Annotated in this window: 9 protein-coding genes; 2 read left to right on the forward strand and 7 right to left on the reverse strand. The window is 62.1% G+C overall.

Annotated features, from left to right (window positions below; genetic code table 11):
* Window positions 1–10: 10 nt before the first annotated feature.
* The 4 genes from BV034_RS27460 to BV034_RS27475 all read right to left on the reverse strand — a co-directional run bounded on the left by BV034_RS27460 (window position 11) and on the right by BV034_RS27475 (window position 6,455).
* A complete protein-coding gene (locus BV034_RS27460; protein WP_050030154.1) occupies window positions 11–2,290 on the reverse strand; it encodes a protein kinase in 2,280 nt (759 codons plus the stop codon).
* Window positions 2,291–2,773: 483 nt separating this feature from the next.
* Window positions 2,774–5,044 (reverse strand): protein kinase, encoded by a 2,271-nt coding sequence (locus tag BV034_RS27465; RefSeq protein WP_050030155.1) that lies wholly within the window; start codon window positions 5,042–5,044, stop codon window positions 2,774–2,776.
* A gap of 62 nt (window positions 5,045–5,106) precedes the next feature.
* The gene (locus tag BV034_RS27470) at window positions 5,107–5,580 is read right to left on the reverse strand and encodes a type III secretion system chaperone (protein ID WP_050030156.1); all 474 of its coding nucleotides are present in this window, start codon (window positions 5,578–5,580) and stop codon (window positions 5,107–5,109) included.
* Between the two features lie 134 nt (window positions 5,581–5,714).
* Entirely contained in the window at window positions 5,715–6,455 is a 741-nt protein-coding gene (locus BV034_RS27475) for a helix-turn-helix domain-containing protein (RefSeq protein ID WP_050030157.1), read from the reverse strand.
* Window positions 6,456–6,607: 152 nt separating this feature from the next.
* On the opposite strand from BV034_RS27475, the gene BV034_RS27480 reads away from it, so the two are divergent.
* Window positions 6,608–7,183 carry a sigma-70 family RNA polymerase sigma factor gene (locus BV034_RS27480; RefSeq protein WP_050030158.1) on the forward strand — a complete coding sequence of 192 codons (576 nt, stop codon included), beginning with the start codon at window positions 6,608–6,610 and terminating at the stop codon, window positions 7,181–7,183.
* A gap of 1,765 nt (window positions 7,184–8,948) precedes the next feature.
* Here the strand turns inward: BV034_RS27480 and nuoF are convergent.
* Genes nuoF through nuoD form a run of 3 tightly spaced genes read right to left on the reverse strand, consistent with a single transcriptional unit; the run spans window position 8,949 to window position 12,136 of the window.
* Window positions 8,949–10,340: an NADH-quinone oxidoreductase subunit NuoF gene (nuoF, locus tag BV034_RS27485; RefSeq protein WP_050030159.1), complete on the reverse strand. Its 1,392-nt coding sequence runs from the start codon at window positions 10,338–10,340 to the stop codon at window positions 8,949–8,951.
* Window positions 10,340–10,840 carry an NAD(P)H-dependent oxidoreductase subunit E gene (locus BV034_RS27490; protein ID WP_038165559.1) on the reverse strand — a complete coding sequence of 167 codons (501 nt, stop codon included), beginning with the start codon at window positions 10,838–10,840 and terminating at the stop codon, window positions 10,340–10,342. Before BV034_RS27490 ends, nuoF begins: the two co-directional genes overlap by 1 nt.
* A 36-nt stretch (window positions 10,841–10,876) precedes the next feature.
* Window positions 10,877–12,136, reverse strand: coding sequence for an NADH dehydrogenase (quinone) subunit D (nuoD, locus tag BV034_RS27495; protein ID WP_050030160.1), 1,260 nt, complete (start codon window positions 12,134–12,136; stop codon window positions 10,877–10,879).
* A 374-nt stretch (window positions 12,137–12,510) separates the two neighbouring features.
* On the opposite strand from nuoD, the gene BV034_RS27500 reads away from it, so the two are divergent.
* Window positions 12,511–13,722 carry a serine hydrolase domain-containing protein gene (locus tag BV034_RS27500; protein WP_050030161.1) on the forward strand — a complete coding sequence of 404 codons (1,212 nt, stop codon included), beginning with the start codon at window positions 12,511–12,513 and terminating at the stop codon, window positions 13,720–13,722.
* Window positions 13,723–14,061 lie beyond the last annotated feature (339 nt).

Genomic DNA, 14,061 nt, shown 5'->3' on the forward strand with positions numbered 1-14,061 from the left:
GGCGGCGCGGTCAGAGATGGGCGACCAGCTTCGCGGACTCCTCAATCTCGACACGGCTGCTGCCGCTGGAGGTCAGTTTCTGGACAAACTCGCGCACCTGCGGGTTGTCGAGGACCAGTTCCTGGAAATAGGGATCCTCGAGGGCCTGGGCCACGGTGATGCGCTGATTGGGATCACGGTGCATCATCTTGTCGAGCAGGGCATCGAGTCGCTCGTCGGTGGGCGGCAGCACGCCAGGGTGAGTCTTCTCCCAGCGCTCCAGACGGTATTCAGTGAAGGTCTTGTCGCCGTCTTTGCCATACTGGGCGATGTTATCGCCCGTCTTGGCCGTCTGGCCCAGCGCCCCCTCGTCAAAGGGTGAGCCGCTCTTCCCTGGTCCGCCTGGATAGGCCAGTTCACACAGGGTGAGCCCGAGTCCCCAGACGTCCACTTTGTTGACATCCAGAACCCTGCCGGTGGAGGATCCCGGGATGGCGGCGAGCTCCCTGGTCAGATCATCCAACCGCTTCGTGGTGCGCTCCCACTCCGCCGCCAGGGTCCGCTCGTCCCCTTCGCCATTGCGAATTTGTGTCTGGATCGTGAGGAGCGTGTCCTTGATCCGGCGGAACTCCTCGACCGGAGCGGGATCGCTGAATTTCTCGTAGGCCGTCTCCACGGCGTCGAGGTCGAGCGCCTGGATTTTCCTGGCACCACAGAGGGAGAGCGAGACCTTGGGAGGCAGGGCCATCGCTTCCAGCATCTCCGGCGGGAGATAGCTGGGATTGTCCACATACTGGTGATTCATGGGCAACTCATAGAGGCCGTCCTGCTGCCGCACCCCGGTGCCGAGATCACCCACCTTGGCCACCCCATCACCTCCGATGAAGGCGTTGCCGCCCTTGAAGTCCAGATGGGCCACACCTTTCTCATGGATGTGGGCCAGGCCCCGGGCCATGTCCCGGATCACGAGGCCCACCGTCAACTGCCGCACCTTCCCCTGTTGATCTGGCGTGAGCCCTTGAAGCGAATCCAGGTCCTGCAGCTTCACCCCCAGGTCATCCACCCCGCCATTTGGGCAATGCTCGATGCAGAGGGTGGTGTTCTTGCCGTTGTGCACGACTCCCTTGAGCGCGATGAGGTTCTCATGCCCGTCCTCACCCTGCACCAGGGCATGCATCTCTGCCTCACGATGGGAGAGTTGCGCGCGCTCTTCGATCGTCACCCGTTCGTCGAGGCTGGTCTCGGTCTCGCCGGCTTCCTTGGGCACCTTCACGACCACCTTGCTGCCGTCTGAGCCGTCATACAGATAGACATTCCCGAAGCCGCCACGGCCGAGGAAGGCGCCGCCCGAGGCGATGGGACGATCCTTCATTCCCTCGGTGCCATGGGGCACCAGGCGGAGCGTGCCAATCTGCAGGGTGCTGCCGGTGCCCTGGGAACCGTGGCCGGGGTTCAAGCCATTTACCACGCCGGCATAGAGACGGTCCAGCGCCTGATTCACCCGGTTTTTCACCTCATTGGGATTCGGCATCTTCATCAACCCGCCCAGCTCTGGATCAGCCTTGATGATCTGCTGGCAGAGCTGGGCCCGGAGCCGGATGCCAGCGCTGCCGGCGAACTTCTCGCCGTCCACACCCTGGTCTCGAAGTTCCACGACGATGCGGTTGGTCATGTCTCCCACCACGGCGTCGAGCACCTCCAGGTTGCCCGCCTTGGCCGCAGTGGCAAAGGCCTGGTAATCCTCCGCGAGAATCCCCTTTTGCCCGTAGATCTCAGGTCCCAGATCGCTCAGGCCGGGCTCCTGCATCTGGGACTTCAGCTTGATCATCTCGCCACGGACAAACTCCTTGAGGCCCGCGATGCGCTCGCCGAGCCGCGCCTTGGCGGACTGGCTGCCGTAGTTGTCCAGCGCGGTGGAGAGCTCCTGCAACACTTCCAGACGCTCCTGGGAGGCATGATCCGGCAGTTTCCGGTAGGTGTCCGCCAGCTTCTTGATGTCCTGCAGATGGCTGCTGCCGCTCCACTCCGTGCGCCCCAGCTTGCCGGGGAAGATGCTGAGAAAGCTGGCCATGCGCCGGCTGGACATCTCCTCGGGCGTCTTCTTGAGCAGGGCCTTGATGCCCGCCCGGCTGATGGCCTGATCCTGCCGGAGCTCCCGGTCGCGCAGCGGCTGCATGGACTCCCGGGCGAGAGCCTTTTCCTTGATCTTTGCCGCCACTGAAGGATGCACAGCGTCTGGCGTGACCCCAACCTGGCGGGCCATAGGAGCCAACTGGGTGACGGGGGTGTTCTGGATGTTCGTCAGGTTCATGGAATTGACAGGGCGGATGCGGATGCGGATGAATTTGAGACCGGGAAGGCCCGCATGCCTTCTACTCTGGCTGCATGGATGAAAAAGTTACAAGAAAGATGCCGATGCGCCGCTTTGGATTGCCTGGGGTTTTTCCAATATAGGAATGAATCGGAGATCACTTTCGGCGAAGACTTCGACGCCAAGGGCGTCATACAAAGCAGCCCAGGGTAAGGCGAGGCACGAGCCGCCACCCTGGGTACATGGGCAGTCGCACCGGAACTCCGAAGTGAGTTCTACAAACCGTCACCCCATTCCTGAGGCGTCCCCTGCATGCGGGACAGTCGTCCTCCGGTGATTTGGACGGTCTGTTGAACTCCCTTGGAGTTCCTCCCTTTCTTGACACTACCCGGGGTGGCGACCGCTTCGCGGTCTGACCCCGGGCTCTTATGTATCACGCCGTTGGCGTGGAGTTCCTACGCAGGCGGAGCAAGAGCATCCACGTCAAAGCGCGCCGACGAGCTTGGCGGACTCCTCAATCTCGACCTTGCTGCTGCCGCTGGAGGTCAGCTTCTGGACGAAGTCCCGCACCTGCGGGTTGTCGAGCGCCAGTTCCTGGAAATAGGGATCCTCAAGGGCCTGATCCAGGGAAATTCGCTGGTCGGGGTCGTGGTGCAGCAGCTTGTCCAGCAGGGCGTCGAGTCGCTCGTCGGTGGGTGGCAGGATGTCCGGGTGCTGCTGGGCCCACTTCTCCAGGCGGTATTGCGTGAAGGTCTTGGTACCGTCTAGGGCATACCCGGTGATGTTGGCCGCCGTGCGTCCGGAGTTGCTGCCTTCAAAAGGCGAGCCGCTGCCGTGGTCACCCGAGTAAGCGAGCTCACACATGGTGATGCCCAGTGCCCAGACGTCCACCTTGGTGACATCTACAACCTGACCGGTGGTGATGCCTTCGCTCTTCCGGATTCCCGCGACCATGGACTCCAGGCTGCGGACGGCCGTGTTCCACTCCTGCACCAGGGTGTCCTTGTCGCTCCCCTCCTCCCCCGCCCGCTGCTGGATGTCCTGGAGCGTGCCTTTGATGCGCTGAAATACTTCCTGGGGCCCGGGATGCCCGATCTGCGCATAAGCCTCCTCAAACTTGTCCAGATCAAAGGAGGCAATCCACTCCTTGTCCATAAAGGCGCGGACCAGCGACCGGTGCGGCGGCAGACTCGTGAGTTCCAGAACCTCCGGCGCCAGGTAGGCGGGGGCGTCGGGAAAATGGTAGTTGGTCGGAACCTCAAAACGGCCCTCCTGCAGCTTCACCGATGAGCCCAGATCGCCCACCTTCGCCACGCCGTCGCGGCCCAGGAACACGTTCGCCCCCTTGAAGTCCTGGTGCCCCACCCCGTTCTGGTGCATGTGATTCAGACCACGGGCCATGTCCCGGCTCATGAGGCCGATCGCCTGCCGTCGGGCGTGCGACTGCTGGTCCGGCGAGAGGCCCGAGAGCATCTCTGAGTCCCACAGCTTCCGGCCCATGCCGGGCACGCTCCCGTTCGGGCAGTACTCCAGGCAGATGGTGGTGTTCTTGCCATTGTGCATCGTGCCCACCAGGCGGACCAGGTTCTCGTGCCCCTCTTCCCCCTGGGCCAGGCGGTGGATCGAAGCCTCGTGATGCGAATCGTGCGCCTTCTCCTGGAGCTTCCCGAACTTTTGGTCCCCGACCATCTGGCTCACGCCCTCATCGAGCTGCTCCTTGACGACGATCTTGCTCCCATCCGTACCGTCATAGATGAAGACACTGCCGAAGCCGCCTTCATCCAGCGAGGCCCCGCCAGCGCTGACGTGGACGTCCTTCGCTCCCACGCCCCCTTGGGGTACATAGCGCGTCTCCTCCACAGCCAAGGTGCCATCCGTGCGAACTCGACCGTGGCCCTCGTTCAATCCATTCGTCACGCCCGAGTAGAGCTGGTCCATGGCTTTCTCCACCATGTCCCAGGTGTGATCGCCCCCGTTCATCACCTCGCCAGACCGAGGCTGCGAGGCAAAGATCACGTTGAGAAGTTGCTCCTTGAGCCTGGCGCCGGAGCTCGCGGCGAATTTTTCTCCATCCACACCTTGTTCCTGCAGCACGACCACGATCCGGTTGGTCATGTCCGACACGATCCCGTTGAGGGCTTCCTGGTCGCCCATTTCCACGGCGAGCAGAAAGGGCTCATAGGTGTCGGAAAGAAGGCCCCGGGGGCCATAGAGGCCCGGGCCCAAATCCTGCAAACCAGGGTCATGCTGCTGAGCCTTCAGGTTGAGCATCTCTCCGCGCACAAACTCCTTCAGGCCCGCAATACGATCTCCAAGACGTGCCTTGGTCGCCTGACTGCCGTAGTTGTCCAGGGCGGTGGCGAGTTGCTCCAGCACCTCCATCTTCTCATGCAGGGCATGCGAGGGCAGCTCCTGATACTTGTCGGCAAGTTTCTTGATATCCTGTAAGTGACTGCTGCCCGACCATTCCGAGCGCCCCATTTTTCCGGGGAAGATGCTGAGGAAGTTTGCCAGACGTCGGCTCGACATCTCCTCGGGCGTCTTCTTGAGCAGGGCCTTGATGCCTGCGCGGCTGATGGTCTGATCCGGCTCGATGCCGCGTTCACGCAGCGGCGTCATGGACTCCTTCCCCAAGGCTTCCCGTTTTACTTTCGCGGCGATGGACGGATGGATCACCTCCATCTGGGCCCCGTCCTGCTGGGGTGGAGGCGCCAAGGGAAGGTTGATGTTGCCGACGGACGTGGTGCGGTTCATGGAAATGAGGTCAAAGTTGGAGTGAAAGTGAGGACAGGGCCGGAGAGGCCTGGGCCGACGGTTCAGATGCGGACAAAATTGGCCAGGGCTGGCTCTGGCTCGATCTCGGCCGCCGCAGAGACACCGGCGGAGGCAGACACGCCAGCCGCCAGCCGCTGTTTCCAGTGCACGGCCCAGTTTACAAACTGGTTCAACACTTCCACAAACTCCTCCGCTGAGGCATTGGCAAGCGCGTAGCTGCGATTGAGAAACACCTCGCCCGTCTCACGCAGCAGGCCGAAGGACGTGCCCGGGGCGACCTCACTGTCGAAGAGTTGAGCCTCCAGCAGGACCTCGAAAAAGGCCTCCCGTCCGCTGGCGGGAGCGCTCCCCAGGCTGGCGTACACGGCCACGGTCTCATGATTGAAGGGGGACTTCTCCATGAGCACGGTAAGCTGGTCATCCACCCGGAGGGCGGCCACGCCGGTGTCAGCAGGCGCAAGGGATTCCAGGCCAAGTTCTTGGGCGGTCAGGTCGAGCAGGTCTTCGAAGTTCATGGAGAGTAGGGTGGAAATGGCGGTGCGTTCGATGGAGGCACCGTGCGTCCCATACTCTGACGGGCTGGGTGCAAAAGTTACACCGCAGGCTCAAGAAACTGTAATTCACCCTTTACCCCACCACGGCGGCGGGGCTACCCCTTGTATTGTTTCCTGAACTGGAGTGGCGTCATGCCCATGCGCTTGCGGAAGTGCTGGGTGAAGGTGCTCTGGTCACAAAATCCGTGCCGCACGGCCACGTCGATGACCTGGAGGCGGGTCTTCACCAGGGCCTCCGCCGCCTTCTGGATGCGCACGCGGATCATGAGCTCATAGGGGGTCACGCCGAGTGATTCCTGAACCCTGCGGTAGAGGGTGCGCTCGGACATGGAGCAGGCCCTCGCCACCTCGGCCGTGCTCAGGACGCGGTCGGTGTGTTTTTGCAGATAAGCGAGGATGTTGCGAGCCTCGGCCGTCGTTGCCGATGAGCGGGTGCCGGCATCGGGGCGGGTGATGCCCACCAGGCCGACCACGCTCCCATCCCTGCCCTGCACGGGCATCTTGGTGGTGAGGAACCAGGCCGGCCGACGCTGCTCATCATACCACATCTCCAGGCGGTTCACGAGCGGCTTCCCACTGGAGAAGACGATCTGGTCATCCTCCCGGAAGGTCTGGGCGGTCTGCGGGTCAAAGAAGTCTTCATCCACCCGCCCGACGATGTCGGACTCCCGCTTCAGGCCCAGGCGCTCCAGCATGTTGACGCTGGCAGCCATGAGGCGGCTCTGACGATCCTTGGCAAAAAAGAAGACCTCCGGTAGGTGCTCGAAGAGGTGTCGGACGACCTGCGGGTCCGCCATGCTGGCAAAGAATGTTAGCTGTAAGGCTGGATCGCCCATGGCAGGATCATCACATTTTTTGGCAGCTTGACCACAAAATAGCACGCTGTTGGATCGTTTTAATCGCCCACAGACATGCATCCACCTCTCGCGCCGCTCCCTCCCTCCCCTTGTCTCGATGAACCTGAACCGTCAGCCCTGTCACCGTCCCTATGAAAGGGCTGGAAGACACCACGGGCGCGAGTGCTGCCCTGTTTGATCTGCCTGCGGGCCTCGACTTCGTGCAACCGTCTTTTGATGAGGAGCTGGCCGGGAATGCCACGAGCATCCGGCTCTATGTGAGGTCCTTGATGCCCGGCTATGAGGGGGCCGATGACCTTGCCCAGGAAACGCTGCTCAAGCTCTGGCAGAAACGGGAGAGCTTCACCCCCGGCTCCAACTTCAAGGCCTGGGCTTTTCAGATCGCGCGCTATCTGGTGCTGAATCAACGCCGCCGGCTGGCAAACTCCAAGGTGACGCTGCTGGATGACGAGCTGATGGACCGCATTGACCAGTACTGGAGAGAGGAACCCGCCCCGTCACTGGATGAGGAGATGGGGGCGCTGGCATCGTGCCTGCACCAGCTGAGCCTGGAAGAATGGCAGTTGCTCCATGCCCGGTATTTTTCCAGGATCCCGCTGCGGGATCACGCCGCAGCGTTGGGCATAAGGCTCTCCACCCTGCGAGCCCGGCTCTTCCGCCTGCGGGCGACGCTGGCGCGTGACATTGGGGAGAGGTTGGGGCGGTAGGATGCCGGTGCGTCAGTTGTCAGTTGTCAGTTGTCAGTTGTCAGTTGTCAGTTGTCAGTGCGGCAAGGTGTTGGGCTCCAAGTTGTACGGAGTCCGGGCTTCAGCCTGCGGATGTTTTCGTGCTTGGTGCTTGGTGGCACAGCGAGCGCAGGGGCGGCTTTTTCGAGTTAGCCCAAGTTCCGCAGCTGCGAGTGGCCGTTCTCGCAACGGCGGGGGCTGGCGGGCCATCACCCCCCATTTTTCGGGACTACATTTTGCTCAATCTGGCCCCTGCGGCCCGCTCCATGACCCGGTTGCGCACGGGCAGACTCCGCCCCAGATGCTGCATGAGGTTAGTTCATGAACCCGGAGGGTTCGCCATGCGTAGCCATGGGTCGGCCGAGTTGAGCGAGGACTACCCATGGTGGGGTGGGTTGGGAATTCTACCGCGGAGCGGTAGGCCCATGGCACCCAAAGTCTGCGTGGGTGGGTCGCGGGAATGGCACCAGGGGCTCGCAATACGATGGGTCTACCGCTCCGCGGTAGCAGGTGAACAGGAGAGGTCCCCGGGTAGCCCTCGCTTCACTCGGTCGACCCGGGGCTATTCGTGGTGAACCCTCCGGGTTCGGGAGATTTCGAATGTGGGAGGTGGGATGTGGAGTCACGAGCATTGAGGGCGCGGGTGCGTCGGTGCGTCGGTGCGTCAAGGTGTTGAGCTCGAAGCTGTACGGAGTACAGGCTTCAGCCTGCGGATGCTTGTGCCCGGATCTTGGTTAGACCGCAGTGGGCCGAGCCTTTTTCGAGTCAGTTCATGAACCCGGAGGGTTCGCCCATCCGTAGCCATGGGTCGGCCGAGTGGAGCGAGGACTACCCATGGTGGGCGGGGTTGGCAATTCTACCGCGGAGTGGTAGGCCCATGGCACTCGAAGTCTGCGTGGGTGGTCGCGGGAATGGCGTCAGGGGGCACTGGGGTGCGCCCCGACGCGTCGAGACTCGCCTTCTGCGGGATTGGCTCGCCCGAAGCGGAGCGGGGCGCTGGGGCTGGCGAACGGCTGAAGCCGACGGGTTGCCTTGGGCTCCGCTGCCCTCCGGCGGTTGTGCTTGAAGCACAAACCGCCGCTCCTTGGGGTCGGGGGTAAGTCGGGGCGCGATACGGTTCCTCGAACCTGCAATCGGCTCCTGACGTTCGCGGCAGGATGCCGGAAACAGCACGCAGGGGATGCGTGCGGTCCCCGAGTTTCTTCTGATGGCAGCACAGCCGAACTTCCCCGCCGCGATGCTCTGATGTCAGTGGGGAGCGCGCGCTTCCAGCGTGCCTCCTTCTGCATCTTGCAGAAGGCTTCGGCGTGGCAGGACGAGGTGGGCAATCTCCCGCTGGCGAAGGCCACTCCATGCAAGCAGCATAAAGTTTGCACGAACCGCTTCCGCGGCTGCGAGGGGACAAGCGGTATTAGGCGTGTTTCCTCAGGTTCGCAGCAGGATGCCGAGAACAGCACGCAGGGATGCGTGCGCTCCCCAATGCAAATAGGTGGCCCCCCCCTGTCCAAGGAGCGGCGGTTTGTGCTTCAAGCACAACCGCCGAGGGCGAACGGAGGGACTTGGGAGACAAAGCACCTTTGCGTGATCGCAACATCTTGGGTGCAGCTTCGGGCGGGCCGCCCTTGCAGCAGGCGAGTCCCGACGCGTCGGGACGCTCTCCAGTGCCGCCGAGCCCCTATCCCAAAAAAATGGGCCCGCGTTGCACGCGGACCCAACTGAAACCTTGAACCTGAAACTTCGCCGCCCCCTACCTCAACCCCGCCGCAGCGAGCATGGTCTCGGGATTCACGACGGCTTGTTCCAGATCCGGCTTGGTATCGCCGATCATTTCCTCGCGGAACTTCTTCACGAAGCTCTGCGTGGGCCAGGAGCAGGCTTCACCAAAGGCGCAGATGGTCTTGCCTTCGATGTTGTTGGCCACGCGCTCCAGCTCAGCCACGTCGGACGGGCTGGCTTCGCCGGCCACGATGCGGTCGCTGATCTTCTTCATCCACAGGGAACCTTCACGGCAGGGCGTGCACTGGCCGCAGGATTCGTGGGCGTAGAAGTTGTTCAGGTTGTTGATCACCCAGGTCATGGAGCGGCTGTCGTCCATGATGATGACCCCGCCGGATCCGGCCATGGAGCCGCAGGCGGCCATGGTGTCGAAGTCCATCGGGATGTCCATGATGCCCAGCTCGCGTCCGTCGCGCAGCTTGAAGACTTCATCGGCACGCAGCACCTTGGCGGACGATCCGCCGGGGATGATGGCCTTGAGCTTGCGGCCGGGCTTGAGGCCACCGCAAAGGTCGTTGATGACCTCACCCATGGTGACCTTGCCGACCTGCACTTCAAAATAGCCCGGCTTCTGCACGTCACCGCTCACGCAGAGGATGCGGGTACCGGTGTTGTTCGGGGTACCCAGTTTGGCGTACTCCTCGCCGCCCATCTCCAGGATGTGCTTCACGTGGCAGAGGGACTCCACGTTGTTCACAATGGTGGGGCACATGTAGAGGCCCAGCGCTGCAGGGAAATACGGAGGCTTGATGCGCGGATACGGGCGCTTGCCCTCCAGCGACTCAATCAGGCCGGTCTCTTCACCGCAGATGTAGGCTCCAGCACCGCGGTGCACGAAGATGTCCAGATCATACCCGGTGCCGAGGATGTTCTTGCCCAGGAAGTTGTTCGCCCGGGCTTCTGCCAGCGCCTTCTCCAGGATGATCGCGGCTTCAGGAAACTCCTCCCGAACATAGATGTAGGCCAGGGTGGCCTTCACGGCGAAGCAGGCAATGACCATGCCCTCGATGAGCTGGTGCGGATCCTGATGCAGGATGTAGCGGTCCTTGAAGGTGCCGGGCTCGGACTCGTCTGCGTTGCAGATGAGGTACACGGGCTTCGTGTTCGTGGGTGGGATGAACCCCCACTTCACGCCGGTGGGGAAACCCGCACCGCCACGACCGCGCAGGCCGGATTTCTTGACCTCGTCAATGATGGCCTGGCGCTCCATGCCCACGGCCTTCTTGAGCATCTCATATCCGCCGTTCGCCACGAAGCACTCGATGGAGGGATTGAACCCCTCGCGGTCGATGTTGCGGAAAATCAGGCGATGCTCCCGCGGGTGGGGCTGCTTGCCGGCTTTGTAGGTAATGGCGGCGCTCATCACTGATATTGCTTCAAAAGTTCTGCCGCGGCCTCAGGCTTCACGGATTCATGGAAATCGTCTTCCACCATGCACACGGGACCGAAGCCGCAGCTCGCGAGACATTCCGCGAACTCGATGCTGTACTTCCCATCGGCACTGACGGCGATGGGGTGGTGGTGGTCCACATGGGAGCGGTCGATGTCGGCCGCCTTGCAGAGGGACTCCATCAACTCATAGCTGCCCGCCATGGCGCAGGAGAGCGTGCGGCAGACGCGGATGTGGAACTTGCCCGGGGCGCTCTGGCGGAAGCCGGGGTAGAAGGTCACCACCTCCAGCACCTGGATGGGCTGCAGGCCGAGCTTGGCCGCCACCCAGTTCACCGCATCATCCGTGATGTAGCGGTACTCATGTTGCATGAGATGAAGCAGAGGCAGCACGGCACTGCGTTTTGAGACGGGGTAATGCGTGATCACCTCGTCAATCTTGGCTTCCAACGCTGCGGGCACTTCTAACGCCATAGGGGAAAGGGAACGTACGGTCCTGAAAAAAGGGGCTTAGCGGTCACACTCGCCCATCACGAAGTCAAAGCTGCCAAGGATGGCGGGCACGTCACTGAGCATGTGCCCGGGCAGAATCTTGGGCAGGATGCTCAGGTTCACAAAGGAGGGGCTGCGGATCTTCAGGCGATACGGGACGCCGCCACCCTTGCTGCAAATGTAGAAACCGAGTTCGCCCTTGGGGTTCTCCGCACCGAAGTAAACCTCACCAGCAGGGGCATCGAGGCCCTGAGTGGCGACGATGAAGTGGTGGATGAGCTCCTCCATCTTCATGAGCACGCCTTCCTTCTTCGGCAGGCGATTCTTGGGGTCGCCCACGTTGATCGGGCCGCCGGGCAGGTCGGCGAGCACCTGGTTCAGGATGCGGATGCTCTGGCGCATCTCTTCCATGCGGCAGAGGTAGCGGTCGTAGCTGTCGCCTGTGGTGCCGACCGGGATGTCGAACTCGTACTTCTCATAACCGAGGTACGGGTGCGCCTTCCGGATGTCGAAATCGATGCCAGTGCAGCGCAGGTTCGGGCCGGAGATGCCGAAGGACAGGGCGTCCTCCTTGGTGATGATGCCGAGGCCTTGGGTACGGTCGAGGAAGATGCGGTTGCGGGAGAGCAACGCGTCCATTTCATCGATGACCGGGGGCAGCTCCTTGAGGAAGGTCTTGAGGCCGGAGATGAAGGCCTCATTCATGTCCCGCGTCTGGCCACCCACGCGGGTGTAGCTGGTGGTGAACCGGGCGCCGGTGAGCTGCTCGCTCAGGTTGTAGATCTTCTCACGCTCCGTGAAGGTGTAGAGGAAGACGGACATGGCACCCACGTCCATGGCGAACACGCCCACCCCGAGGAGGTGGGAGGAAATGCGGGCCATCTCACAGCAGATCACGCGGATGGCTTCGCCACGCTCGGGCAGCTTCCAGCCCATGAGCTTCTCCACCGCCATGGCGTAGGCCACGTTGTTGGCGAGAGGGGCCAGATAGTCCAGGCGGTCCGTGTACGGGACGAACTGGTTGTAGTGCATGTTCTCAGCGATCTTTTCATCGCCGCGATGCAGGTAACCGACGTCCGGGTCCGCCTTCGTAATGATCTCACCATCAAGCTCCAACACCAGACGCAGCACCCCGTGGGTGGCTGGGTGGGAGGGGCCCATGTTGAGCACCAATTTCTCGCCGATCATGTCCGTCACGGCTTCTTCGTGACCCTGAGCATACTGCGCAGCCTTGGCTGCGTTGTCGGGCGCTTCGATTTCTTGGACCGTCGTGGGCATGCGAGATGGCGGGAAGTCTGGGACTACTCTACTAAAACGGACAGTGCGCGAACTGGCGACAGCGGCAAGCCTAATTTGTGAAAAATTTCACAAGCGCGGGTGAGGGAGTCAGGGGTGACGGGGGGCTTCTGGGAGGAAACTTCAAAATCCAAACTTCAAAATTCAAGACGGAGCCTCGGCTGCCGCTCTCGGTTCCCGGCTTTTGGGGAATCGGGGAGACGCATCCTGAACGCTTAAAAGCGGTGAAGCTTGTTCTTCCGACGTCCATGGGCCGCCCTAGGGAACCGAGCCGCCCACTCCATCACTCCATTGAAGTTTGAACTTTGAAGTTTGGCTTTTGAAGTTTCCCCCTCCCGCCCCGTATCCTTGGCACGATGCGCCCGCACTTCCTCCTCCTCCCCCTCCTTGCTCTCTCGGTCAGCTGGCTGCCCTGCCACGCCGAGAAGCCGCTCACCCCCATTGCGGCCAGCCTCCGGCCCTTTGTGGCGGACCAGACGATCTCTGGAGCGGTGGCCCTGGTGGTGAACAAGGATCAGGTTCTGTCGCTGGAGACGGTGGGTGAAGCGGACCTGAGCGCAAAGAAACCGATGACCGAGGACGCGATGTTCTGGATCGCCTCCATGACCAAGCCGATGACGGCGATGGGTGTGATGATGCTGGTGGAAGAGGGCAAGGTGGAAGTGGATGCCCCGGTGGCGAAATACCTGCCAGAGTTCAAAGGCCAGATGCTGGTGGCCGAAAAATCCGCCGACAAGGTGGTGCTGAAGAAGCCCGCCCGGCCCATCACGGTGAAGGACCTGTTCACCCACACCAGCGGCTTGGTGGGCAAGTCCCCGCTGGAGGACCAGGCGCTGGATGCGCTCTCGCTGAGAGAGGCGGTCTTCACCTACGCCATCAGTCCCCTCCAGTTCGAGCCAGGGAGCAAGTGGCAGTATTGCAACCCTGGCATCAACACCTTGGGTCGGATCATTGAGGTGGTGAGCGGCCAGCCGTATGCCGAGTTCATGCAGGGGCGCTTCTTCACGCCGCTGGGCATGAAGGACACGACCTTCTGGCCCACCGATGCCCAGATGGAGCGGATCGCCAAGTCCTACCAGCCCAAAGCGGACAAGAGTCCGGGTCTGGAGGAGACCACGGTGAAGTATCTCACCCCTCCCCTCTCCGATCGCAAACGCATGGCCCTGGCAGCGGGCGGTCTGTTTTCCACCGCTGGCGATCTCTCCCGCATCTACCGCATGATTCTCAATGGCGGGGAGCTGGACGGGAAGCGCTATTTGAAAACGGAGACGCTGAAGCAAATGACCACCAACCAGACGGGCGACATGAAGGTGAGCTTCTCCGATGGCATGCACATGGGCCTGGGCTTCCACATCGTGAATGAACCCCAGGGCGTGACCGCCGCCCTCAGCCCCGGCAGTTTCGGCCACGGTGGCGCCTATGGCACCCAGGCCTGGATCGACCCCACGCGGGGCCTGGGCATCGTGTTGCTGATCCAGCGGGCGAATTTGCCCAACTCCGACAAGTCAGACATGCGCGCCGCCTTGCAGAAGGCGGCGGTGGAGGTCTATGGGACCGCGAAGCGGTAGACAGAAGACGGGAAGACGAAAGACACAAGACCTGAGGTGAACTTCCACTGATTCATGTGAGCCGTGAATGTGTTATGGGTGGTAACCGCTCGTGACAGCTGGCGCTTTTCCGGCAGACTCCCGCGATTGCCAACCGACATTGAAATCTGCCATCGGCCAAGCGATCCGATGTTCCCGGCGAACTACAGTGATGCGGCTTCTGGGGAGCGCAGGCGGCTCGCCTACTGCAAGGGCGGCTCGCCCGAAGCTCGGAGGCCCCCGCTGTGAGGCAACATCTTGCTGCCCCAAGCTTCTGCATGCGATCTCATTCAAAGGCCTTGGAAGCACTCGCTTCCAGCA

Origin of the sequence: Verrucomicrobium sp. BvORR034 (assembly GCF_000739635.1) — a bacterium.
In the GTDB taxonomy this organism is placed as follows: domain Bacteria; phylum Verrucomicrobiota; class Verrucomicrobiia; order Verrucomicrobiales; family Verrucomicrobiaceae; genus Verrucomicrobium.

Coding starts and splice junctions, on each gene's coding strand:
- BV034_RS27475 (WP_050030157.1), bottom strand. CDS start 6,455: ATGGGCGATCCAGCCTTACAGCTAACATTCTTTGCCAGCATGGCGGAC.
- BV034_RS27465 (WP_050030155.1), bottom strand. CDS start 5,044: ATGAACCGCACCACGTCCGTCGGCAACATCAACCTTCCCTTGGCGCCT.
- nuoD (WP_050030160.1), bottom strand. CDS start 12,136: ATGCCCACGACGGTCCAAGAAATCGAAGCGCCCGACAACGCAGCCAAG.
- BV034_RS27470 (WP_050030156.1), bottom strand. CDS start 5,580: ATGAACTTCGAAGACCTGCTCGACCTGACCGCCCAAGAACTTGGCCTG.
- BV034_RS27480 (WP_050030158.1), top strand. CDS start 6,608: ATGAAAGGGCTGGAAGACACCACGGGCGCGAGTGCTGCCCTGTTTGAT.
- BV034_RS27500 (WP_050030161.1), top strand. CDS start 12,511: ATGCGCCCGCACTTCCTCCTCCTCCCCCTCCTTGCTCTCTCGGTCAGC.
- BV034_RS27460 (WP_050030154.1), bottom strand. CDS start 2,290: ATGAACCTGACGAACATCCAGAACACCCCCGTCACCCAGTTGGCTCCT.
- BV034_RS27490 (WP_038165559.1), bottom strand. CDS start 10,840: ATGGCGTTAGAAGTGCCCGCAGCGTTGGAAGCCAAGATTGACGAGGTG.
- nuoF (WP_050030159.1), bottom strand. CDS start 10,340: ATGAGCGCCGCCATTACCTACAAAGCCGGCAAGCAGCCCCACCCGCGG.